The sequence below is a fragment of the Microbacterium sp. NPDC089190 genome, from assembly GCF_040701795.1.
Lineage (GTDB): Bacteria > Actinomycetota > Actinomycetes > Actinomycetales > Microbacteriaceae > Microbacterium > Microbacterium galbum.
The window spans coordinates 170,115-191,825 of record NZ_JBFBHF010000001.1 but is presented as its reverse complement, the minus strand read 5'-3'; the positions used below and the strand labels follow the sequence as shown (position 1 = coordinate 191,825).

Genomic DNA, 21,711 nt, shown 5'->3' with positions numbered 1-21,711 from the left:
AGGCGCCTACCGGCACGAGGAGCCATGAACGATTTCGCGTCCACGCCCGAGCTTGTCCTTCTTCCCGCGGTCGACGTGGCCGATGGGAAGGCCGTCCGTCTGACCCAGGGGGAGGCGGGCACCGAGACCAGCTACGGTGACCCCGTCGACGCCGCGGCCGACTTCGCGCGTCAGGGCGCGCAGTGGATCCACCTCGTGGACCTCGATGCCGCCTTCGGACGCGGCAGCAACGCGAATGTCATGCGCAAGGTCATCAAGCAGGTCAAGGGCGTGCAGGTCGAGCTGTCGGGCGGCATCCGCGACGACCGCTCCCTCGAAGCCGCCCTCGAAAGCGGTGCGACCCGCATCAACCTCGGCACGGCCGCGCTCGAGAACCCCGAGTGGGCCGCCGACGTCATCAACCGCTACGGCGAGGCGATCGCCGTCGGGCTCGACGTGCGCGGCACGACCCTCGCGGCGCGCGGTTGGACCCGCGACGGCGGTGACCTGTGGACCGTCCTGCAGCGCCTGGAAGACGCGGGCTGCAGCCGCTACGTCGTGACCGACGTGACGAAGGACGGCACGCTGCGCGGTCCCAACATCGAGCTTCTGCGCGAGATGACCCAGCGCACCCCCAAGCCCATCGTCGCCTCCGGCGGCGTGTCGAGCCTCGACGACATCGCGGCGCTCCGCGAGCTCGTGCCGCTGGGCGTCGAGGGCGCCATCGTGGGCAAGGCCCTCTACGCGGGACAGTTCACCCTCGCTGAGGCGCTGGATGTCGCCGGACACTGACGGTCCTCGCGCCGGCGGTCCCCACGACCACGGGCACCGCGGCGATTCCGCGGGCGTTCCCTGGGAGGGGCGTCGTTTCGAGTCGAACCCGCACTCCGGTGACGACGGCTCGGCCGACCCGGCGCTGCTCGCTGCTCTCGTCGCGTTCCGCGCGGGCGACGGCGACGCGCGCGCCGTCGTCGACGCCTATCGCGACGCGCGACTGCTGATCCCGCTGGTCGCCGAGAAGGGCGACCACGGTATCGGTGCTCACGGCCTCGAGGTCGACAAGACGCAGGAGTTGTCGATCGTGACGGTCGCCGCCCCCGACGGTCGCAAGGTGCTCCCCGTGTTCACCTCGGTGACCGCCCTGCAGACCTGGGATGCCGCAGCCCGCCCCGTGCCGGCCGACGGGCGTCGCACGGCTCTGGCTGCCGCGTCCGAGGACACCGAGCTCATCGTCATCGACCCGGCGTCGGAGACGGAGTTCGTCATCCGGCGCCCCGCCGTCTGGGCGATCGCGCAGGGGGAGTCGTGGGAACCGGCCCACACGTCTCCCGCGATCTTCACCGGCCTGCAGGAGAGCATCTCGGGCGAACTCGCGGTGCTCGACCTCGCCGTCGAGTCGGGCGACCCCACCGGCCGCCTGCGTGGTCCCGAACTGGTGGTGCACCTCCAGCTCATGTCGGGCCTCGAGCAGGAGGAACTGGATGCCGTGCTCGCCCGCATCGCACGCCGATGGTCGGCCGACGACCGCATCGCGGTGCTGGTGGATTCCCTGACGGTGAAGCTGCACCGCAGCAAGGACGTCTGAGGAACACGTTCCCGCCGGACGTCACCAGAACAGGGGATGCCACGGCGACAGGCCGTTTTCGACGCGATCGACCTGTTCTCGTGGCATCCCCTGTTCTCACGACAGGCCAGGCCCCCGCGGGTGTCACGGCGGAGCCGGCCTGCGGCACAGGGCGCAGTGATGCCCCCTTCCCCAGGCAATCGGGGTAGGGGCCCTATACGCCCGCGGGTGTCACGGCGGAGCCGGCCTGCGGCGGGAGAGGGCGGAGGGATGCCGCTTCGCTGGGCAATCGGGGCAGGGTCCCATACGCCCGCGGGTGTCACGGCGGAGCCGGCCTGCGGCACAGGGCGCAGTGATGCCCCCTTCCCCAGGCAATCGGGGTAGGGGCCCTGCTCTTGCCTGGGGGAGGGGGCATCACGGAGCCCGGTACCCCAGAACGAACGACTTACGTGACGGGACCCGTCCACTTCTCGCCCGGCCCCTTGCCGATCGGGTCGGGGATGACGGAGGCCTCGCGGAACGCCAGCTGCAGCGAACGCAGCCCGTCGCGCAGTGAGCGCGCGTGCATGTCGCTGATCTCCGGGGCGCCCGCGGTGATGAGGCCGGCGAGGGAGTTGATGAGCTTGCGGGCCTCGTCGAGGTCGAGCTGTTCGGCGGGGTTGTCGGCCAGGCCGGTCTTGACGGCGGCGGCGCTCATGAGGTGGACCGCCGCGGTGGTGATGACCTCGACCGCGGGCACGTCGGCGATGTCGCGCGTGGCGGAGGCCGAGGCGCGCTCCTGCTCCTCCCAGCGCGCGAGCCGCTCGTCTTCTGCGCCGTGGCGGTGCGCGGCCTGGTCGTCGGCGGGCTGGTCGGAGGGGATCGTGTCCACGTGAATCTCTCTGCTAGACTATGGCGGGCTTCGGAGTGTCTCACTCCGTACGAAAGAGGATCACATCCCACCCGCGCTTGCCGCTCCAGGCTACCGGGTTCCCGCACTCCGCTCCGTTTCGCACGGAGTCGCCAGGGTGCAGAAGCCGGTGCTGACAGCACCGTGCCGGGTGGCGTGTGTACTCCTCTTCGCCCGCGATTCGATCGGATCGCGGCGGCCACCACCCGCACACAAGAGGAGTTCCGCATCAGCGATCCCCGCACCAACGAGCGCATCCGAGTCCCGGAGGTCCGTCTCGTCGGACCCAACGGCGAGCAGGTCGGCATCGTCCGAATCGAAGCTGCGCTGCGCCTGGCCCAGGAAGCGGACCTCGACCTGGTCGAGGTTGCGCCGAGCTCGAAGCCGCCCGTGGTCAAGATCATGGATTACGGCAAGTTCAAGTACGAGGCCGCTCAGAAGGCCAAGGAAACGCGTCGTAACCAGGCGAACACGGTCCTCAAAGAGGTTCGTTTCCGTCTGAAGATCGAAGCCCACGACTACATCACCAAGCTCAAGCGCGCCGAGGGGTTCCTGCAGGCGGGCGACAAGGTGAAGGCCATGATCCTGTTCCGTGGTCGTGAGCAGTCGCGTCCCGAGCAGGGTGTGCGCCTGCTCCGCAAGTTCGCCGAAGACGTCGCCGAGTTCGGCACGGTCGAATCGAACCCCACGATCGACGGCCGCAACATGGTGATGGTGGTCGCTCCTCACAAGAACAAGTCCGAGGTCAAGACTGAGCAGAACGCGCAGCGCGCGGCGAACCGCGAGGCGGCGCGCAGCGCGGCCCGCGGCGATTCGGCCCCGGAAGAAACGCCGACCTCGGCCCCCGCCGAGTAAAGCTCCCCAGACTCCCGCTCCGCCGGGAACACCAACGAAGGAAGACAGATGCCGAAGCAGAAGACCCACTCGGGTGCCAAGAAGCGCTTCAAGCTCACCGGTAGCGGCAAGCTCATGAAGCAGCAGGCCGGTATGCGCCACAACCTCGAAGGCAAGGCCTCGAAGCGCACCCGCCGCCTCAACCAGGAGCAGGTCCTGGCCAAGGGTGACTCGAAGGTCGCCAAGAAGCTCCTCGGTCTCTGAGCGCCGACGCACGTTAGGAAGAAACAGAAATGGCTAGAGTCAAGCGGGCAGTAAACGCCCACAAGAAGCGTCGCGTCATCCTCGAGCGCGCCTCCGGTTACCGCGGACAGCGTTCGCGCCTGTACCGCAAGGCCAAGGAGCAGGTCACCCACTCCCTGGTCTACGCGTACCGCGACCGCCGCAAGCGCAAGGGCGACTTCCGCCGTCTGTGGATCCAGCGCATCAACGCCGCATCCCGTCAGAACGGCCTCACCTACAACCGCTTCATCCAGGGCCTCGGCCTCGCGGGTGTGCAGGTCGACCGCCGCATGCTCGCCGAGCTCGCGGTGAACGAGCCCGCCGTGTTCGCCTCGCTCGTGCAGACCGCCAAGGCTGCGCTGCCCAGCGACGTCAACGCTCCGAAGACCGCGTAAGTCGCATCTTCTCCCGAAACGGGCGTCCTCCTCGGAGGGCGCCCGTTTCGTCGTCCGCGCGCGGCATCCCGGGCCCCATGCCATCAGCGCCATACACTGGTCACGTGCTGGAGAACCCCCGTTCGCCGCGGGTGCGCGCCGTGGCCAAGCTCAGCAAACGCGCTGCCCGCCAGGAGACCGGCCTGTTCCTTCTCGAGGGTCCGCAGGCTGCCAGAGAGGCGCTCGCCTACGCGCCCGAGACCGTTCTGGAGCTCTACGCGACGCCGACGGCGATGGAGAAGCACACCGACGTGCGCGAGGCCGCGGAGCGCGCCGACGTCGAGGTGCAGTACACGACCGAAGCGGTGCTGGACGCCATGGCCGACACCGTGACGCCGCAGGGGATCATCGCGGTCGCCCGGCAGTCGCCGACGGCGTTGAAAGACGTGCTCGCAGCCGGCCCCCGTCTCGTCGCGATCTGCGAAGAGGTGCGCGATCCCGGCAACCTCGGCACGATCATCCGCGCCGCGGATGCCGCCGGGGCCGACGCCGTGATCCTGACCGGTCGCACCGTCGATCCGTACAACCCGAAGGTCGTCCGCTCGACCACCGGATCCTTGTTCCACGTCGCCGTGGCCGTCGACCTCGAGCTCCCCGACGTCGTCGCCCGGATGCACGAGGCGGGGCTGCGCGTCGTCGCGGCCGACGTCGACGGAGACGACTTCCTGGCATCCCGCGATCGCCTGGCCGAGCCCACGGCCTGGTTGTTCGGCAACGAGGCACGCGGACTCGACGACGATGCCCTGGCTCACGCCGACCTCGCCCTCCGCCTGCCGATCTACGGTCGTGCGGAGTCGCTGAACCTCGCGACCGCCGCGAGCGTCTGCCTCTACGAGACCGCTTTCGCCCAGCGGGCCGTCTGAGTGCGGCAGAGTTCGCGCCGCTCCCGGCTGTTACAGAACGGTTAAGGCGCGCGCCGGAATGTGGTCCGACGCACAACATCCTCATAGGGTGAAGGCATGGCATCCGTTCCCCCGGCGGGCTCTGCGCCCCTCGTCGTCGTCTCCGATGTGCAGAAGCACTACGGCCAGTTCCAGGCGCTGAAGGACATCGACCTCACCGTCGACCGCGGCGAGGTGGTCGTCGTGATCGGCCCGTCCGGGTCGGGCAAGTCGACGCTGTGCCGCACCATCAACCGTCTCGAGACCATCACGAGCGGCTCGATCACCATCGACGGCAAGGAACTTCCCAAGGAGGGGAAGGGCCTGGCCGAGCTGCGTGCCGATGTCGGCATGGTCTTCCAGTCGTTCAACCTGTTCGCCCACCTGACGATCCTCGAGAACGTCATGCTCGGTCCCCTCAAGGTCCGCAAGATGAAGAAGGCGGATGCCGAGAAGGAGGCGCGGGCGCTCCTGGAGCGCGTGGGCGTCGGCCACCAGGCCGACAAGCTCCCCGCCCAGCTCTCGGGAGGTCAGCAGCAGCGCGTCGCGATCGCCCGTGCCCTGGCGATGAAGCCCAAGGTCATGCTGTTCGACGAGCCCACCTCGGCGCTCGACCCCGAGATGATCAACGAGGTGCTCGACGTCATGGTCGGCCTCGCCAAGGACGGGATGACGATGATCGTCGTCACCCACGAGATGGGCTTCGCCCGCAAGGCCGCGAACCGCGTGGTCTTCATGGCCGACGGGCAGATCGTCGAGCAGGCAGCCCCCGAGCAGTTCTTCACGCAGCCGGAGTCCGACCGGGCGAAGGACTTCCTCTCGAAGCTCATCACGCACTGACGCGTGACCCCGGACGGCAGAGGACGAGGAGGTTCTGGCCGAGATTCGAGCCTCGCTCCACCTCGTTCCGATGACGCGCGCCGTCCCCGTTGACCCTTATTCGCACAGCACACATTCGTTACCAAGGAGACATCACATGCGTAAGACACGTTTTCTGGCCGGCGCGAGCATCGTCGCCGCCGGCCTGCTGGCACTGACCGCCTGCAACAGCGGCGCCCCGGGCGCCGCCCCCGCCGAGGGCGACGGCGCCGACACCACCCAGCTGTGGGAGGTCGCGTCCGACGTCTCGCTCGACGGCAGCCCCACCTACGACCGCATGGTCTCGGCCGACAAGGTCGTCGTCGGCGTCAAGGAGGACCAGCCCGGTCTCGGGTTCAAGGACCCGATCAGCGGCGACCGGGGCGGTTTCGACGTCGAGATCGCCCAGTGGATCGCGGCTTCGCTCGGCTTCGACGCCGACAAGATCGAGTACAAGACCATCCCCTCCGCGAACCGCGAGCAGGAGCTGGTCAACGGCAACATCGACTACTACGTCGGCACCTACTCGATCACCGACAAGCGCAAGGCGCAGATCGACTTCGCGGGTCCGTACCTCATCACGGGTCAGGGCCTGCTCGTCGCAGCCGACAACGAGGACATCACCGGACCGGACGACCTGGCCGGCAAGATCGTCTGCTCGGTGACCGGTTCGACGCCGCTGCAGCGCATCCGCGACGAGTACAACCCGGGCGACACGGTCGAGTACGACACCTACACGCAGTGCCTCGAGCAGCTGCGCGCGGGCTCGGTCGACGCGGTCACCACCGACCAGGCGATCCTCGCCGGCTACGTGGCCCAGGAGCCCGAGACCTTCAAGATCGCCGGCGACACCTTCAGCGAGGAGCGCTACGGCGTCGGCCTCCCCAAGGGCGACACGGTGCTGAAGGACCACATCAACACCCTGTTCAACGACGGCGGCGACGTCTGGACCGCGCTGTTCGAGAAGAACCTCGCGCCGGCCGGCATCAAGGGCGAGCAGCCCACCGCCGACGAGTGATCCGATCGGGGGCGGTGCGGCTGTCCGCGCCCGCCCGCCCCCGATTCCCTCCTTCGAGATAAGGACCCTGCATGGGTGTCATCACCGACAACCTCGACATCTGGAGCCAAGCGCTCGTCGGCACGCTCGTGCTGTTCTTCGCCGGCGGCGCGCTCGCGCTCGTCCTCGGGATCATCGTCGGCGCGATGCGCGTGTCGCCCGTGCCGATCGCGCGCGGAGTCGGGACGTTCTACGTCAGTGCCATCCGCAACACCCCCCTCACGCTGGTGTTCTTCGCCTTCGTGTTCGCTCTGCCCCCTCTTCTCGGACTCCGCCTGACGGGTGAGGTGTCGCTGGTGCTGGGCATCTGCGCCCTGGGCATCTACACCGCCACCTACGTCGCCGAAGCGATCCGATCGGGTGTGAACACGGTCCCGGTCGGTCAAGCCGAGGCTGCGCGCGCCCTGGGCCTGACCTTCGGGCAGGTCATGTCACTGGTCGTGCTGCCCCAGGCGTTCCGCTCGGTCATCCCCCCGATGGTGAGCGTCTTCATCGCCCTGCTGAAGAACACCACCGTCGCCGCGGGCTTCTCCATCGTGAACCTGGGATCGGTCCGCAACTACCTCAGCGAGCGGGGAGAGAACGCGTTCATCGTGATCCTGTGGATCATGATCGTGTTCGTCGCGCTCGTGCTCCTGCTGTCATGGGTGCAACGAACGCTCGAGAACCGATGGAGGGTCGCCCGATGAGCAGCGTCCTGTACGACGTCCCCGGCCCCAAGGCCGTCCTGCGCAATCGCATCCTGGGCGTGCTCACGATCCTGGTCGTGCTCGCCATCGTGGGCTTCTTCGTGTGGCGACTCGCCGACACGGGCCAGTTCACGGCCAAGAAATGGTCGGCGTTCACCTACACGAACGTGTGGGCGAGCATCCTGGATGCCACGCTGGCCACGCTCGCCGCCTTCGCCGCCGCCGCCGTCGGTGCTCTCGTGCTCGGTTTCGTCCTCGCGATCGGGCGTCTCTCCGATCACGCGTGGGTGCGCTGGCCCTTCACCGCCGTGATCGAGGTCTTCCGCGCGATTCCGGTGCTCGTCTTCATGTTCCTGCTCTACTACGGGTTCCCCGTCATCGGGATCCGCATGGAGCCGTACTGGGCGGTGGTCATCGCCCTCGTCTGCTACAACGGATCGGTCCTCGCGGAGGTCATCCGCGCCGGCGTCGAGTCGCTGCCGAAGGGGCAGTCGGAGGCGGGATACGCGATCGGTCTGCGCAAGGCCGGCGTGATGCGCCTCGTGTTGCTGCCCCAGGCGATCCGCGCCATGATGCCCGTCATCATCGCGCAGCTCGTGGTGACCCTGAAGGACACCGCCCTCGGCTTCGTCATCACCTACCCCGAGCTGCTGTTCTACGCGAAGTACATCGGCGCGCAGCCCGTCGTCGGTTCGCCGATCGTCCCGGCGACGATCGTGGTCGGCGCGATCTACATCGCACTGTGCCTTTTGCTGTCGTTCGTGGCGACCCTCGTCGAGAAGCGGCTCCGTCGCTCGTCGCGCGGCGACGTCGCCGCGCCCGTGCAGCCCCTGCAGCAGGGAGCGACCGACACCTCGCTGATCGTCGCCCAGCGCGGCGGGTCAACGATCTGAGTCATCGCACCGACGGGCGGGGGAGTGTCCCCGCCCGTCGGTAGACTCTCATCTCGTGTCCGACGCACCCGAGATCACCCCCGAGGCCGTCGCCTCCGCCGTCGAAGCCGCTCTCGCGGCCATCGCCGCGGCCGCGACCACGGCCGAGTTGAAAGCCGCCCGCTCCGCGCACACCGGGGAGCAGTCCTCCCTCGCGCGCCTGAACGCCCAGATGCGCCACGTGGCCCCCGAGCAGAAGGCCGCGGTCGGCAAGCTCGTCGGCCAGGCGCGCGGCCAGGTCAATCAGGCGCTCGCCGCTCGCGAGGCCGAACTCGCCGCCGCCGAGACGGCTGCGCAGCTCGAGGCCGAGCGCATCGACGTCACGGCGCTGCCGCAGCGCGCCCGCGTCGGTGCGCGGCATCCCATCTCCCTCCTGCAGGAGCAGGTGTCCGACATCTTCGTCGGCATGGGATGGGAGATCGCAGAGGGGCCGGAGCTCGAGCACGAGTGGTTCAACTTCGATGCGTTGAACTTCGACGTCGACCACCCCGCGCGCCAGATGCAGGACACGTTCTTCGTGGATCCGGTCGCCCGGCACCTGGTGCTGCGCACGCACACGAGCCCCGTCCAGGTGCGTTCGATGCTGGAGCGCGACCTGCCCATCTACGTGCTGTGCCCGGGCCGGGTGTACCGCACCGACGAGTTCGACGCGACGCACCTGCCGGTGTTCACGCAGTTCGAGGGGCTCGTGGTCGACAAGGGCATCACCATGGCTCACCTCAAGGGCACCCTCGACCACGCCGCGCGCGTGCTGTTCGGGCCCGAGGCCAAGACGCGCTTCCGCGCCAACTTCTTCCCGTTCACCGAGCCGAGCGCAGAGCTCGATCTGTGGCATCCCACCTTCAAGGGCGGGGCGCGATGGATCGAGTGGGGCGGTTGCGGAATGGTGAACCCCAACGTCCTGCGGGCGGCCGGCATCGACCCCGAGGAGTACTCGGGCTTCGCCTTCGGCATGGGCATCGAGCGCACGCTCATGTTCCGCAGCGACGTGCAGGACATGCGCGACATGGCCGAGGGCGATGTGCGCTTCAGTGAGCAGTTCGGAATGGTGGTCTGATGCGCGTCCCTCTCTCCTGGTTGCGCGAGTACGTCGACGTGCCCGCCGAGGCCACGCCCGACGACGTCCTGGCGGCGCTCGTCTCGGTCGGCTTCGAAGAAGAAGACGTGCACCGCTTCGAGCTCAGCGGTCCCATCGTCGTCGGACAGGTGCAGGAGTTCACCCCCGAGCCGCAGTCCAACGGCAAGACCATCCGCTGGTGCCAGGTCGACGTGGGCGAGGCCCACGGGGGAGTCCGCGGCATCGTGTGCGGGGCGGGCAACTTCTTCCCCGGCGACAAGGTCGTGGTGACACTTCCCGGCTCCGTGCTGCCGGGGCCGTTCCCGATCGCGGCGCGGAAGACGTACGGGCACGTGTCCGACGGCATGATCGCCTCGGCCAAGGAGCTCGGGCTCGGCAGCGAGCACAGCGGCATCCTGCGTCTGGTCGACCTCGGGATCGATGCGCCGGTGGGGACGGACGCCATCGCGCTGCTGGGTCTCGACGACGTCGCCGTCGAGATCAACGTCACCCCCGACCGCGGCTACGCCCTGTCGCTGCGCGGCGTGGCGCGCGAGTACTCGCACGCGACGGGCGCGGCGTTCCGCGACCCCGGGACGGGGCACGACGAGGCCGTCTCGCGCACGCCGTCGGGCTTCCCGATCGCCGTCGACGACCGCGCGCCCATCCGTGGACGCGCCGGGGCGAGCGAATTCGTCGCGCGCATCGTGCGCGACGTCGACCCCTCGCGCCCGACGCCGCCGTGGATGATCACGCGGCTGTCGCTGGCCGGCATCCGTTCGCTCGGTGTGCTGATCGACATCACCAACTACGTCATGCTCGAGCTCGGCCAGCCGATCCACGGCTACGACCTCGACCGCCTGCAGGGCGGCATCACGGTCCGCCGTGCCGAGGAGGGCGAGAAGCTCGAGACCCTCGACGGTCAGGTGCGCACCCTCAGCGCGGAAGACCTGCTCATCACCGACGAGTCGGGACCGATCGGTCTCGCGGGCGTCATGGGCGGCGGGCCGACCGAGATGAGCGATGCGACGCGCAACGTCCTGATCGAGGCCGCGACCTTCGACCAGGTCACGATCGCGCGGACCGCGCGGCGCCACAAGCTGCCGTCGGAGGCCTCGCGCCGCTTCGAGCGCGGCGTCGACCCGCTGGTGCCGTACGTGGCGGCCGAGCGCGTCGCCTCGCTGATGGTGGAGCTCGCCGGCGGCACGCTCGACACCGACCTCGGTGGATCGCTGTCGTCGTCGCACCGCCGCGAGTCCCTCACCCTGCCCGCCGGCTTCGTCTCGGGTCTGATCGGCGTGGACTACACCGACGACGAGACCGTCTCGGCTCTCCGGCTGATCGGATGCAGCGTCGACGAGCACGACGGCGGATGGGCGGTGACGCCTCCGTCGTGGCGCCCCGATCTGACCGACAAGTGGACGCTCGCCGAGGAGGTCGCCCGCATCGAGGGCTACGACCGCATCCCCTCGGTGCTCCCCACGCCGCCGTCGGGCCGCGGTCTGACCTCCGCCCAGCAGGGGCGTCGTCGCGTGGCGAACGCCCTGGCCGCGGCCGGTTTCGTCGAGACGCCGTCGTTCCCCTTCACCACCGAGGAGCAGAACGCCCTTCACGGCTCGCCCTCCGGCGACCCGCTGCCCAGCGTCAAGCTCGCGAACCCGCTCGACGGTCTCGCGCCGTTCCTGCGCCGCTCGCTGATCCCGGCGCTGTTGCAGGTGGCGCACCGCAACGTCTCGCGCGGCATCGTCGACCTCGCGCTCTTCGAGACGGGGACGGTGTTCCTTCCGAAGCCCGGGGTGCAGTACGGCACGCCCTCGGTTCCGCCGCTGGCCGTGCGGCCCGACGCCGCCACCCTCGCCGCGCTCGACGCGTCGATCCCGCCGCAGCGCCGACACGTCGCGATCCTGCTGGCCGGACACTCCGTCGCCAAGCAGCCCGGGCAGCCCGCTCTGGCCGCCGATCTCGCGGATGCCGTCGACGCGGTGCGCGTGCTCGCCGCGGCCGCGGGGCTCGACATCGAGCTCGTGCAGGCCCAGCGCGCGGCTCTGCACCCCGGGCGCACCGCCCGCGTGCTCGCCGCGGGCCAGGACATCGGCTACGTCGGCGAGTTGCTGCCGACCGTGTCGGCCGAGGCCGATCTGCCCGGACGCGTGCTGGTGGCCGAGCTCGACCTCGACGCGATGCTCGAGCTCGCGCAGTCGCGCGTGGTCGCGGCATCCCTGTCGGGATTCCCGGCCGCGACCCAGGACGTGTCACTGACCGTGGCCTCGGACGTCGCTGCGGGGGAGGTGCGCGCCGCGCTCGTCGAGGGAGGAGCGCCACTCCTCGAGGGCGCCCGCCTCGTCGACGACTACCGCGGCCCGGGGCTCGCCCAGGGCACGAAGAGCCTCACGTTCGCGCTGCGCTTCCGCGCCGCCGACCGCACGCTGACGGCGGCGGAGGCGACCGATGCCAAGCTCGCGGGCGTCGCGGTGGCCGCCGAACGATTCGGCGCGGCGATCCGCGACTGACGACGCCGCTCCTGGAGCGCCGCCCGGCTCACGCCGCGCGGCGCTCCCGTGCGTTCGGGGGGCGTGGACGGTCCGTGGTCGGATGCCGAGCAGGCGGAGAACTGCCCTCATCGCCGGTAAGGGGGCAGTCGGAAGTGCCCGGCGATGAGGGCAGGGTGACAGCATACCCTTTTTCTGTCCCCCATTTGGGGGACAACGACGAGGGCGTTCGAACGTTCGACGGCGGGTCCTGCGAAAGAAGCGGTGGGGCCCCGATTTGCCCCGTCCGCCCCGTGGCGGATACCCTCGCCACTATGTCGTCGACCACCGCGCGCACCGAGGAGCTCTTCGTGAGCACCGGTGACGAGCGTCGACGTCGGGTCGCGCGCCGATTCTCGGCGACCTCGTAACCCGCCATCGGTCGGGCATACGGGCGTCGCCGCCCCGCTTCACGCTGCGTGCAGCATCAGCCCCGACTCGTAAGGTGGATACATGACCCTCTCGGTCGCCGTCTCCGGCGCTTCCGGCTACGCGGGTGGCGAGATCCTCCGCCTCCTCGCCGACCATCCCGACGTCGAGATCCGCACGGTCACCGCGCATTCCAGCGCCGGCCAGCGGCTCGTCGCCCATCAACCGCACTTGCGCTCCCTCGCGCACCTCGAGCTGCAGCCGACCACGCCCGAGGTGCTCGCAGGTCACGACATCGTCGTGCTCGCCCTGCCCCACGGGCAGTCGGCGCAGTACACCGACGCCCTCACCGGCACCCCGCTCGTCATCGACGCGGGCGCCGACCACCGTCTGACATCGGCGGACGATTGGGCCGCGTTCTACGGCGGAGAGCACCCCGAGCCGTGGGCGTACGGCGTCCCCGAGCTCGTCGTCGGCGGCGTGAAGCAGCGCGAGCACCTCCGCGGGGCCACCCGGATCGCCGCGCCCGGGTGCAACGCGTCCACCGTCGCCCTCTCCCTCGCGCCGGGTGTCGCAGCGGGGGTCATCGACCCGGGCGACATCGTCTCGGTCCTCGCCGTGGGCCCGAGTGGAGCCGGCAAGTCCGCCAAGACGAACCTCCTCGCCAGCGAGATCCTCGGCACCGCGAACCCATATGCCGTCGGCGGTACACATCGCCACATCCCCGAGATCCGCCAGGCTCTGGCCGCCGCGGGGGCGGCGCGCGACGGCATCCGACTGTCGTTCACGCCGGTCCTCGTGCCGATGGCGCGCGGCATCCTGGCCACCTCTTCGGCACCGATCGTCGAAGGCGCGACGGATGCCGAGATCCGCGACGCATGGGAGAACGCCTACGCCGACGAGACCTTCGTCGAGCTGCTCCCCGCGGGCGTCTTCCCGCGCACGGCCGACGTGCTCGGCGCCAACATCGCGTCGATGGGCCTGGCGATCGATCGCGCGGCCAATCGCGTGACCGTCGTCGCCGCGGTCGACAATCTCGTCAAGGGCACGGCGGGAGCCGCCGTGCAGTCCCTCAACATCGCGCTGGGCCTCGCCGAGACCACCGCCCTTCCCGTGAACGGAGTCGCCCCGTGAGTGTGACGATCCCCGCTGGTTTCGAAGCCGCCGGCGTCGCCGTCGGTCTGAAGTCGTCCGGTGCGCGCGACGTGGCCGTCGTCGTCAACCGCGGACCGCTCAAGGTGGGTGCGGCGGTGTTCACCTCGAACCGCGCCAAGGCCAACCCCATCCTGTGGTCGGAGCAGGTCGTGAAGGACGGGGTGATCGAGGCCGTCGTGCTCAACTCCGGCGGAGCGAATTGCTTCACGGGATCCTTCGGATTCCAGACCACGCACCAGACCGCGGAGCGCGCGGCGGAGCTGCTCGGTGCGAGCGCGGGCGATGTCGTCGTGTGCTCGACGGGGCTGATCGGCACGGGCGACGAGGTCTTCCGGTCCAAGGTCCTCGACGGCGTCGAGAAGGGCGTCGCCGCGCTCTCGACCGACGGGGGAGAAGACGCTTCGCTCGCCATCATGACCACCGACTCGAAGCCGAAGCGCGCCGCGCACCGGGGGCAGGGGTGGAGCATCGGCGGCATGGCCAAGGGCGCCGGGATGCTCGCGCCGGGGCTCGCGACGATGCTCGTCGTGCTGACCACCGACGTCGTGCTCGACGCGGCCGGCGCCGACGCGGCGCTCCGTGCGGCGACGCGTGTCAGCTTCGACCGACTCGACTCCGACGGCTGCATGTCGACCAACGACCAGGTGACGCTCCTGGCGAGCGGGGCCAGTGGCATCCGGGTGGATGCCGAGGAGTTCGCCGCAGCCCTCGCCGCCGTCTGCGATGACCTCGCCGCGCAGCTGCAGGGCGACGCCGAGGGCGCGAGCCACGACATCACGATCCGCGTGACGAACGCGGCCAGTGAAGAGGACGCGGTCGAAGTGGGCCGCTCCATCGCCCGCAACAATCTCTTCAAGGCCGCCATCTTCGGCAACGACCCCAACTGGGGCCGCGTCCTCGCCGCGATCGGCACGACCGACGCCGCCTTCGACCCGTACGACGTCGACGTGTGGATGAACGGCGTGCGCGTGTGCACGGCGGGCGGCCCCGATCGCCCTCGCGAGGACGTCGACCTCACGCCGCGCGCCACCGACCTCGTCGTCGACCTCCGCGTCGGCGAGGCCTCGGCCACGATCCGCACCAACGACCTCACGCACGATTACGTCCACGAGAACAGCGCCTACTCCTCATGACCCACGTCGATCTTCAAGACACCGATCCCGCCGCCGCCAGCGAACGGGCCGTCACGCTCGTCGAGTCGCTGCCGTGGGTGCGCAAGTACCGCGATCAGGTCGTGGTGGTGAAGTACGGCGGCAACGCCATGGTCAGCGACGAGCTTCAGGACGCCTTCGCCGCCGACATCGCGTACCTGCGCTACGTCGGCGTGAAGCCCGTCGTCGTGCACGGCGGCGGTCCGCAGATCTCGTCGATGCTCGACCGTCTCGACATCCCCAGCGAGTTCCGCGGCGGGTATCGGGTGACCTCGACCGAGGCCATCGGGGTCGTGCGCATGGTGCTCACCGGTCAGATCAACCCGCAGCTCGTGGCCAAGGTCAACGCGCACGGGCCGCTGGCCACCGGCCTGAGCGGCGAGGACGCGGGCCTGTTCGGCGGTCGTCGACGCGGTGTCGTCGTCGACGGCGTCGAGCACGATCTCGGGCGCGTGGGCGACGTCGTCACCGTCGACCCTCAGCCGGTGCTCGACCACCTCGCCGCCGGTCGCGTGCCGATCGTCTCGAGCATCGCCCCCGACCTCGACCACCCCGGTGCGTCGCTGAATGTCAACGCGGATGCCGCGGCGGCGGCCCTGGCCATCGCGCTGAACGCGAAGAAGCTCGTCGTGCTGACCGATGTGCCGGGCCTGTACGCCGATTGGCCCAACCGCGACTCGCTGGTGTCGCACCTGACCTCGACGGAGTTGCGCGCGATGGTGCCGAAGCTCGAGTCGGGCATGATCCCCAAGATGCAGGCGTGCCTGGACGCCGTCGACGGGGGAGTGCCCACGGCGGCCATCATCGACGGACGTGTGCCGCACTCGGTGCTCGTCGAGCTGTTCACCAACAAAGGAATCGGAACGGAGGTGGTCGCGTGAACGCGGACACGACTCAGGAACCCGCGACGCCCCGCGCCGCCTGGCAGGACGACGCCGGACGCGACCTCGTGCGCAGCTTCGGCGACCGCATGGCGCTGTTCGTGCGCGGCGAGGGCGCGTACGTGTGGGACGGCGACGGGAAGAAGTACCTCGATTTCCTCGCCGGCATCGCCGTCAACGCCCTGGGCCACGCCCACCCGGTGTTCGTCGAGGCGATCACCGCGCAGGCCTCGACCCTCGCTCACGTCTCGAACTACTTCGCCACGCCGCCGCAGCTGGCCATGGCCGCACGGCTCAAGCGCCTCGCCGGCACGGGGGAGTCGGGCCGCGTCTACTTCGGCAACTCCGGTGCCGAGGCCAACGAGGCCGCGCTCAAGCTGGCTCGTCTGCACGGCCGCGGCACCGACCGCACGCGCATCCTGACGCTCAAGGGCGGCTTCCACGGGCGGACGATGGGCGCGCTGGCACTGACCGGCAAGCCCGCTCTGCAGGCCGACTTCCTGCCCATGGTGCCCGGGGTCGAGCACATCGACGCCACCATCGAGGCTCTCGAGGCCGCCATGGACGATCGCGTCGCGGCGCTCCTCGTCGAGCCCATCCAGGGCGAGGCGGGCGTCGTCGAGCTGCCGGAGGGCTACCTCCGGGCGGCGCGCGAACTCACCCAGCGCCACGGCGCCCTGCTCATCGTCGACGAGATCCAGACCGGCGCCGGCCGCACCGGCGCGTGGTTCGGCTTCCAGCACGCCGGTATCGTCCCCGATGCCATCACCGTGGCGAAGGGCATCGGCGGCGGCTTCCCCATCGGGGCGCTCATCACCTTCGGGGCCGCGAGCGAGCTGTTCTTCCCCGGCACGCACGGCTCCACCTTCGGCGGCAACGCCCTGGGCACAGCCGTCGGCGGCGCCGTGCTGAACGAGATCGAGTCGGCCGGGCTCGTCGACAACGCCGCCCGACGCGAGACGCAGCTGCGCGAGGGCATCGCCGCGCTCGGCTCGCCGCTCGTCGCGGGTGTGCGCGGAAAGGGCCTGCTCCTCGGCATCGGCCTCACCAGCCCCGTCGCCAAGGCCGTCGTGGCGGCCGCCCAGCAGCACGGTCTCGTCGTGAACGCCGCGAACGACGACACGATCCGCATCGCGCCGCCGCTGACGATCGGGGATGCCGAGGTCGCCGAGTTCCTCGACCTCTTCGGCGCCGCGCTCGCCACCGTGAACGACGCCCTCATCGTAGGAGTACCCGCATGACCCGCCACCTGCTGCGCGACGACGACCTCACCCCGGCCGAGCAGGCCGAGATCCTCGACCTCGCGATCGAGCTGAAGAAGGACCGCTGGGCCCAGAAGCCGCTCGAAGGACCCCAGACCGTCGCGGTCATCTTCGACAAGTCGTCGACCCGCACGCGCGTCTCGTTCGCCGTCGGCATCGCGGATCTGGGCGGGTCACCGCTGATCATCTCGACGGCCAACAGCCAGCTCGGCGGCAAGGAGACCCCCTCCGACACCGCTCGCGTGCTCGAGCGTCAGGTGGCCGCGATCGTGTGGCGCACCTACGCGCAGGCGGGCCTCGAGGAGATGGCCCGCGGCACCCGCGTGCCCGTGGTGAACGCCCTCAGCGACGACTTCCACCCGTGCCAGCTGCTCGCCGACCTCCTCACCATCCGCGAGCACAAGGGCGAGCTGAAGGGGCTGACGCTGTCGTTCTTCGGCGACGGGCGCAGCAACATGGCCCACTCCTACGTGCTCGCCGGCGTCACCGCGGGCATGCACGTGCGCGTCGCCGCTCCCGACGACTACGCCCCCCGCGCCGATGTGATCGCGGATGCCGAGCGCATCGCCGCCGAGACCGGCGGGTCGGTGACACTGGTGGCCGACCCCGAGGTCGCGGCATCCGGAGCCGACGTCGTCGTCACCGACACGTGGGTGTCGATGGGCAAGGAGGAGGAGAAGATCGCGCGCATCCGCGACCTCGGCGGCTTCAAGGTCACGAGCGAGCTCATGACGAGCGCGGCCGACGACGCGATCTTCATCCACTGCCTGCCCGCCGACCGCGGGTACGAAGTCGACGCCGAGGTCATCGACGGCCCGCAGAGCGTCGTGTGGGACGAGGCCGAGAACCGTCTCCACGCCCAGAAGGCGCTGCTGGTGTGGCTTCTGCGCCAGGGCTGACGTCGCGACTCGGCCGGCTCTGGTCCCGTTTCGACGGGCCGAGCCGGCTGAGGGGCGTGGATCTGGCGCGCGGGCTCGCCGTGCTGGGCATGCTCGCGGCGCACCTCCTCGACACCGAGCGCGTGCTGACCCCCGACCCGGAGTCGTGGATCACGCTGGTCAACGGCCGGTCGTCGATCCTCTTCGCCGTGCTCGCGGGGCTGTCGATCGCGCTCGTCACGGGGGGCACGCGTCCGCTGCCGACCGAGCGGCGTCCCCGCGCGGCGGCACGCCTGGCGATGCGAGGGGCGATGCTCTGGGTCATCGGGGTGCTGCTGGTGATGACCGGCGTACCCGTGTACGTCATCCTGCCCGCGTACGCGGTGCTCTTCGTGCTCGCGCTGCCGTTCCTCGGCCTGCGCGCGCGAGGTCTGCTCACGGCGGCCGCGGTCTTCGCCCTCGTCATGCCGTGGGTCCAGCCCGTCCTGGATGCCGCGCCCATCTGGTCGGGGCCCGGCGGCGACGAGCTGGCGGCGTTGATCGGGTGGAACTACCCGTTCACGACCTGGATCGCGTTTCTCCTGGCCGGGATGGGACTGGGCCGCCTCGACCTGCGGGCGCCCGCGCCGCAGGGCCTGCTCGTCACCGTGGGCGGGTCGCTCGCGCTCGCCGGGTACGGAGCGGCGCTGCTCACGGCCCCCGCGGTGCGGGGGAACGCCTATCTAGCGGTCGTCCTGACCGCCGAGGACCACTCGGCGGGGTTGTGGGAGGTCATCGGGTCGGGCGGGTTCGCGATCGCCGTCATCGGCGCGTGTCTGCTGCTGTGCCGCACCCCGCTGCGCTGGGTGGCGGTGCCTCTGCGCGCCGTGGGGTCGATGCCGCTCACCGCCTACGTGCTGCAGCTGGTGGTGTGGGCGATCGTGGCCCTGGCGTTGCTGGGCGACACGTCGGATCTGTACGGCATCCGGGAGGCGGGACTGTTCGCTCCGCTCGTGGCGGGTCTCGTGGTGCTCTGCACGGTCTGGGTGCTCGTGATCGGGCGGGGACCGCTCGAGGCGCTCATCGACAGGGCGGTGCGTGCGGTCGTCGGCGGGGACGTCGTGAGACCGGCGGCGCAGCTGCGCTGAACGGGCGGGCGCCGTCCTCCGGCTCGGGGGATGTCGGTCGCCCTCGGTAGGCTGGGGGGATGAGCAGCGAGACCGGTCAGGCGACGAACGAGGGGGCCCTGTGGGGTGCCCGTTTCTCGGGCGGACCGTCTCCCGAACTGGCGGCGCTGAGCCGCTCCACCCATTTCGACTGGGATCTCGCCCTCTACGACATCCAGGGTTCGCACGCCCACACGGCGGCGCTCGAGGCGGCCGGCTACCTCGACGCCGACGAGGCGCGGGCCATGCACGACGGCCTCGACGATCTCGCCGCCCGCGTGAAAGACGGCTCCCTCGTCGCATCGCCCGGTGATGAAGACGTGCACGGGGCGCTCGAGCGGGTGCTGATCGAGACGGTCGGACCCGCCCTGGGCGGCAAGCTGCGGGCCGGTCGCAGCCGCAACGATCAGATCGCGACCCTCGTCCGGCTCTACCTGCTCGACCACTCCCGCACCCTGACCCGCGAACTGCTCCGTCTCATCGACGCCCTCGTCGCTCAGGCCGAGGCCAACGGCTCCGCGATCATGCCCGGGCGCACGCACCTGCAGCACGCGCAGCCCGTCCTGCTCGCCCACCACCTGCAGGCCTACGGCTGGGCCTTCGTCCGCGGCATCGAGCGGCTGCGCGACTGGTCGGTGCGCGCGTCGGTCTCGCCGTACGGCGGAGGGGCGCTCGCCGGGGCCACTCTGGGGCTCGACCCGCAGCTCGTCGCCGACCATCTGGGCCTGGCCCGCCCGTCGGAGAACTCCCTCGACGGCACCGCGTCGCGCGACGTCGTGGCCGAGTTCGCCTTCATCACCGCGATGATCGGCGTCGACCTGTCGCGTCTGTCCGAAGACGTCATCCTGTGGAATACGCGGGAGTTCGGCTTCGTCACACTCGACGACGCGTATTCGACCGGCTCGAGCATCATGCCGCAGAAGAAGAACCCCGACATCGCCGAGCTCGCGCGCGGCAAGGCGGGGCGTCTGATCGGCAACCTGTCGGGCCTGCTCGCGACCCTCAAGGGTCTTCCGCTGGCCTACAACCGCGACCTGCAGGAAGACAAAGAGCCTGTCTTCGACTCGGTGCGCACCCTCGAGCTCGTGCTCCCGGCGTTCTCGGGCATGATCGCGACGTTGCGCTTCCACGCCGACCGGATGGCCGAGCTCGCCCCGCAGGGGTTCTCCCTCGCGACCGATGTGGCCGAGTGGCTCGTGCGCCAGGGCGTGGCGTTCCGCGATGCCCACGAGATCTCCGGCGCCCTCGTCCGTGCGTGCGAGGAGCGCGAGATCGGCCTGGAAGACGCCGACGACGAGCTGTTGGCCTCGGTGTCTCCGGCCCTGACCCCGGCCGTCCGCGAGGTCCTGACCATCGACGGGTCGGTGGCCAGCCGCACCGGCGTCGGCGGCACCTCACCGGTGCGCGTGGGCGAGCAGCGCGAAGAGCTCGTCACGCGCGCCCAGTCCGCCGCGCGCTCTCTCGTGTCGTGAATATCAGCTTTTCGCTTATCAAAAGCGGTTTATAAGCGTTAGGCTTATCGCATGAGCGTTGCCGTCATCGCGGACATCGTCGCCTCGCGACGACTGGCCGACCGCGCGGGAGCGCAGCGCGCGATCGCCGACGCCGTCGCCGGGGTCGAGGAGGTGCTCCCGGTCGCAACGGCACCTCTCGCCGCGGTGGTCGGAGACGAACTGCAGGGGGAGTACCCCTCGCTGTCGGCGGCCCTCGCATCGCTCCTGTTGCTGCGTCTCGCCCTTCCCGAGGGCGTCGACTGCCGATTCGGGGTCGGGGTCGGCGAGGTGCGACCCATCGCCCTGCAGGGCCGGGAGGTTCCCGAGGGGCCGGCCTGGTGGGCGGCCCGCGCCGCGATCGAGCAGGTCGAGCGGCTGCAGCAGCGCGCCGCGCCGCTCGCGCGCACGTGGATCGAGCCGGCGGAGGGAGAGGATGCCGCCATGACCGAGACCATCGCTCTGGCCACCGCGTACGCCCTGAGTCGCGACCAGTCCGTCTCGGCCATGAGCGAGCGCGCCCGCCGCCTCACCTACGGCCGCTGTCTCGGACGATCGCAGCGCGAGCTCGCCGAGCAGGAGGGGATCAGCCAGTCGGCGGTGTCGCAGGCGCTCGCCTCAGCGGGGTCGGCCGCCATCGTCGAGGGGTACGACGTGCTGGTCGCGGGGGCGCGCGCATGATCGCCGCCGGGCTCCTGCTGCTCGCCGTGGGCGGGGTCGACCTGCTGCGGCGGATGATCCACTCCCGTCGCTGGATCGTCTTCTCCGTGGCCGCGGTGCTGCTCGTCGTCGTCTCGGCCGGGCTCGACGCCGTGGTCGCCGGTGTCCTCGCCGTCGCCGTCGCGGCCATCTGGACGCGGGTGCTGCCTGAGACGGGCGCCGCGCGCGCGGGTCTCTGGCCGGTCGCGCTGCTGGGGCTGGCGGCCGCCGCGTGCGTCGTGATCGCTCCCGGCCGCGCGCGCCCGGGTCTCATCGGCGCGGCCTGGTCCGCCTACCGCCCCGGTGAGGCGGTCTCGATCGACGTGGTGCTGCTCGTGGTGGGCTGCCTCGTCTTCCTGCTCGAGTCGGGTAACGCCGTCGTGCGCATCGCGCTGCGCTCCGAGATGGGCGGGGCGGCAGGCGACGAGCAGTCCCCTCCCACCCTCAAGGGCGGACGTCTCATCGGCCCCCTCGAACGCATCCTCGTGTTCGTGCTCACCCTCGCGGGCGCCTACACGCTGCTGGCGGCCGTGCTGGCCGCGAAGGGCATCGTGCGCTTCCCCGAGATCTCGCGCGATCGAGACGACGGCGACCGCGCCGAGTACTTCCTGATCGGCAGCCTCGTCAGCTGGGTGACCTCGCTCGCCGCGGCCTTCCTCGTCTGGTGGGGTGTGAACGCCGGGTGAGCAACCGCTCG

The 21,711-nt window shown here is 70.4% G+C and carries 22 protein-coding genes; 21 read left to right on the top strand and 1 reads right to left on the bottom strand.

All coding sequences use genetic code 11. From position 1 onward, the window contains the following. Positions 1 to 24 precede the first annotated feature (24 nt). Both priA and AB0230_RS00980 read left to right on the top strand, forming a co-directional pair. A complete protein-coding gene (priA, locus tag AB0230_RS00985; RefSeq protein ID WP_363392548.1) occupies positions 25 to 771 on the top strand; it encodes a bifunctional 1-(5-phosphoribosyl)-5-((5-phosphoribosylamino)methylideneamino)imidazole-4-carboxamide isomerase/phosphoribosylanthranilate isomerase PriA in 747 nt (248 codons plus the stop codon). Beyond that, positions 755 to 1,564 carry an SseB family protein gene (locus AB0230_RS00980; RefSeq protein ID WP_366373435.1) on the top strand — a complete coding sequence of 270 codons (810 nt, stop codon included), beginning with the start codon at positions 755 to 757 and terminating at the stop codon, positions 1,562 to 1,564. Before priA ends, AB0230_RS00980 begins: the two co-directional genes overlap by 17 nt. Before the next feature lie 424 nt (positions 1,565 to 1,988). Here the strand turns inward: AB0230_RS00980 and AB0230_RS00975 are convergent, their stop codons facing one another. Beyond that, positions 1,989 to 2,405, bottom strand: a complete 417-nt coding sequence (locus AB0230_RS00975; protein ID WP_315994574.1) for a DUF1844 domain-containing protein — start codon at positions 2,403 to 2,405, stop codon at positions 1,989 to 1,991. A 216-nt stretch (positions 2,406 to 2,621) separates the two neighbouring features. Here AB0230_RS00975 and infC point away from each other — a divergent pair, with 216 nt between their 5' ends. From infC to AB0230_RS00880, 19 genes are all read left to right on the top strand, one after another. Next, positions 2,622 to 3,287, top strand: coding sequence for a translation initiation factor IF-3 (infC, locus tag AB0230_RS00970; RefSeq protein ID WP_108317775.1), 666 nt, complete (start codon positions 2,622 to 2,624; stop codon positions 3,285 to 3,287). A gap of 48 nt (positions 3,288 to 3,335) precedes the next feature. Further along, a complete protein-coding gene (rpmI, locus tag AB0230_RS00965; RefSeq protein ID WP_013583375.1) occupies positions 3,336 to 3,530 on the top strand; it encodes a 50S ribosomal protein L35 in 195 nt (64 codons plus the stop codon). A 29-nt stretch (positions 3,531 to 3,559) separates the two neighbouring features. After that, positions 3,560 to 3,943, top strand: coding sequence for a 50S ribosomal protein L20 (gene rplT, locus AB0230_RS00960; RefSeq protein ID WP_013583374.1), 384 nt, complete (start codon positions 3,560 to 3,562; stop codon positions 3,941 to 3,943). Positions 3,944 to 4,047: 104 nt separating this feature from the next. Beyond that, complete coding sequence (locus tag AB0230_RS00955; protein ID WP_315993070.1) at positions 4,048 to 4,845, top strand: RNA methyltransferase; 798 nt, start codon at positions 4,048 to 4,050, stop codon at positions 4,843 to 4,845. A gap of 96 nt (positions 4,846 to 4,941) precedes the next feature. Continuing rightward, positions 4,942 to 5,703: an amino acid ABC transporter ATP-binding protein gene (locus tag AB0230_RS00950; RefSeq protein WP_315993069.1), complete on the top strand. Its 762-nt coding sequence runs from the start codon at positions 4,942 to 4,944 to the stop codon at positions 5,701 to 5,703. A gap of 136 nt (positions 5,704 to 5,839) precedes the next feature. Continuing rightward, positions 5,840 to 6,739 carry a glutamate ABC transporter substrate-binding protein gene (locus AB0230_RS00945; protein ID WP_315993068.1) on the top strand — a complete coding sequence of 300 codons (900 nt, stop codon included), beginning with the start codon at positions 5,840 to 5,842 and terminating at the stop codon, positions 6,737 to 6,739. Between the two features lie 71 nt (positions 6,740 to 6,810). Further along, positions 6,811 to 7,467 (top strand): amino acid ABC transporter permease, encoded by a 657-nt coding sequence (locus AB0230_RS00940; protein ID WP_363392543.1) that lies wholly within the window; start codon positions 6,811 to 6,813, stop codon positions 7,465 to 7,467. Continuing rightward, entirely contained in the window at positions 7,464 to 8,360 is an 897-nt protein-coding gene (locus tag AB0230_RS00935; protein WP_315993066.1) for an amino acid ABC transporter permease, read from the top strand. Before AB0230_RS00940 ends, AB0230_RS00935 begins: the two co-directional genes overlap by 4 nt. A gap of 55 nt (positions 8,361 to 8,415) precedes the next feature. Beyond that, positions 8,416 to 9,456 (top strand): phenylalanine--tRNA ligase subunit alpha, encoded by a 1,041-nt coding sequence (gene pheS / locus AB0230_RS00930; RefSeq protein WP_315993065.1) that lies wholly within the window; start codon positions 8,416 to 8,418, stop codon positions 9,454 to 9,456. Then, on the top strand, positions 9,456 to 11,966 hold the full coding sequence (pheT, locus tag AB0230_RS00925; protein ID WP_366373430.1) for a phenylalanine--tRNA ligase subunit beta: 2,511 nt from the start codon (positions 9,456 to 9,458) through the stop codon (positions 11,964 to 11,966). The genes pheS and pheT overlap by 1 nt, the downstream gene beginning before the upstream one ends. Positions 11,967 to 12,437: 471 nt before the next feature. Beyond that, the gene (gene argC / locus AB0230_RS00920; RefSeq protein WP_366373428.1) at positions 12,438 to 13,487 is read left to right on the top strand and encodes an N-acetyl-gamma-glutamyl-phosphate reductase; all 1,050 of its coding nucleotides are present in this window, start codon (positions 12,438 to 12,440) and stop codon (positions 13,485 to 13,487) included. Further along, positions 13,484 to 14,641, top strand: a complete 1,158-nt coding sequence (gene argJ, locus AB0230_RS00915) for a bifunctional glutamate N-acetyltransferase/amino-acid acetyltransferase ArgJ (RefSeq protein ID WP_363392535.1) — start codon at positions 13,484 to 13,486, stop codon at positions 14,639 to 14,641. The genes argC and argJ overlap by 4 nt, the downstream gene beginning before the upstream one ends. Continuing rightward, positions 14,638 to 15,540 carry an acetylglutamate kinase gene (gene argB, locus AB0230_RS00910; RefSeq protein WP_315993061.1) on the top strand — a complete coding sequence of 301 codons (903 nt, stop codon included), beginning with the start codon at positions 14,638 to 14,640 and terminating at the stop codon, positions 15,538 to 15,540. The genes argJ and argB overlap by 4 nt, the downstream gene beginning before the upstream one ends. Positions 15,541 to 15,629: 89 nt before the next feature. Continuing rightward, a complete protein-coding gene (locus AB0230_RS00905; RefSeq protein WP_363578945.1) occupies positions 15,630 to 16,781 on the top strand; it encodes an acetylornithine transaminase in 1,152 nt (383 codons plus the stop codon). Next, positions 16,778 to 17,701, top strand: a complete 924-nt coding sequence (argF, locus tag AB0230_RS00900) for an ornithine carbamoyltransferase (RefSeq protein ID WP_315993060.1) — start codon at positions 16,778 to 16,780, stop codon at positions 17,699 to 17,701. Before AB0230_RS00905 ends, argF begins: the two co-directional genes overlap by 4 nt. Positions 17,702 to 17,757: 56 nt before the next feature. Next, the gene (locus AB0230_RS00895; protein ID WP_366373425.1) at positions 17,758 to 18,807 is read left to right on the top strand and encodes a heparan-alpha-glucosaminide N-acetyltransferase domain-containing protein; all 1,050 of its coding nucleotides are present in this window, start codon (positions 17,758 to 17,760) and stop codon (positions 18,805 to 18,807) included. Positions 18,808 to 18,866: 59 nt separating this feature from the next. After that, positions 18,867 to 20,297 carry an argininosuccinate lyase gene (gene argH / locus AB0230_RS00890; RefSeq protein ID WP_363578828.1) on the top strand — a complete coding sequence of 477 codons (1,431 nt, stop codon included), beginning with the start codon at positions 18,867 to 18,869 and terminating at the stop codon, positions 20,295 to 20,297. Between the two features lie 51 nt (positions 20,298 to 20,348). Beyond that, positions 20,349 to 20,996, top strand: a complete 648-nt coding sequence (locus AB0230_RS00885; protein WP_366373423.1) for a SatD family protein — start codon at positions 20,349 to 20,351, stop codon at positions 20,994 to 20,996. Then, positions 20,993 to 21,700, top strand: coding sequence for a hypothetical protein (locus tag AB0230_RS00880; protein WP_315993056.1), 708 nt, complete (start codon positions 20,993 to 20,995; stop codon positions 21,698 to 21,700). Before AB0230_RS00885 ends, AB0230_RS00880 begins: the two co-directional genes overlap by 4 nt. Positions 21,701 to 21,711: the final 11 nt, after the last annotated feature.

What these genes read in the sequence shown, in the direction of transcription:
- priA (WP_363392548.1), top strand. Translation starts at nt 25, where the DNA reads ATGAACGATTTCGCGTCCACGCCCGAGCTTGTCCTTCTTCCCGCGGTC.
- AB0230_RS00980 (WP_366373435.1), top strand. Translation starts at nt 755, where the DNA reads ATGTCGCCGGACACTGACGGTCCTCGCGCCGGCGGTCCCCACGACCAC.
- rpmI (WP_013583375.1), top strand. Translation starts at nt 3,336, where the DNA reads ATGCCGAAGCAGAAGACCCACTCGGGTGCCAAGAAGCGCTTCAAGCTC.
- rplT (WP_013583374.1), top strand. Translation starts at nt 3,560, where the DNA reads ATGGCTAGAGTCAAGCGGGCAGTAAACGCCCACAAGAAGCGTCGCGTC.
- AB0230_RS00950 (WP_315993069.1), top strand. Translation starts at nt 4,942, where the DNA reads ATGGCATCCGTTCCCCCGGCGGGCTCTGCGCCCCTCGTCGTCGTCTCC.
- AB0230_RS00945 (WP_315993068.1), top strand. Translation starts at nt 5,840, where the DNA reads ATGCGTAAGACACGTTTTCTGGCCGGCGCGAGCATCGTCGCCGCCGGC.
- AB0230_RS00940 (WP_363392543.1), top strand. Translation starts at nt 6,811, where the DNA reads ATGGGTGTCATCACCGACAACCTCGACATCTGGAGCCAAGCGCTCGTC.
- AB0230_RS00935 (WP_315993066.1), top strand. Translation starts at nt 7,464, where the DNA reads ATGAGCAGCGTCCTGTACGACGTCCCCGGCCCCAAGGCCGTCCTGCGC.
- pheT (WP_366373430.1), top strand. Translation starts at nt 9,456, where the DNA reads ATGCGCGTCCCTCTCTCCTGGTTGCGCGAGTACGTCGACGTGCCCGCC.
- argC (WP_366373428.1), top strand. Translation starts at nt 12,438, where the DNA reads ATGACCCTCTCGGTCGCCGTCTCCGGCGCTTCCGGCTACGCGGGTGGC.
- argB (WP_315993061.1), top strand. Translation starts at nt 14,638, where the DNA reads ATGACCCACGTCGATCTTCAAGACACCGATCCCGCCGCCGCCAGCGAA.
- AB0230_RS00905 (WP_363578945.1), top strand. Translation starts at nt 15,630, where the DNA reads ATGGCGCTGTTCGTGCGCGGCGAGGGCGCGTACGTGTGGGACGGCGAC.
- argF (WP_315993060.1), top strand. Translation starts at nt 16,778, where the DNA reads ATGACCCGCCACCTGCTGCGCGACGACGACCTCACCCCGGCCGAGCAG.
- argH (WP_363578828.1), top strand. Translation starts at nt 18,867, where the DNA reads ATGAGCAGCGAGACCGGTCAGGCGACGAACGAGGGGGCCCTGTGGGGT.
- AB0230_RS00885 (WP_366373423.1), top strand. Translation starts at nt 20,349, where the DNA reads ATGAGCGTTGCCGTCATCGCGGACATCGTCGCCTCGCGACGACTGGCC.
- AB0230_RS00880 (WP_315993056.1), top strand. Translation starts at nt 20,993, where the DNA reads ATGATCGCCGCCGGGCTCCTGCTGCTCGCCGTGGGCGGGGTCGACCTG.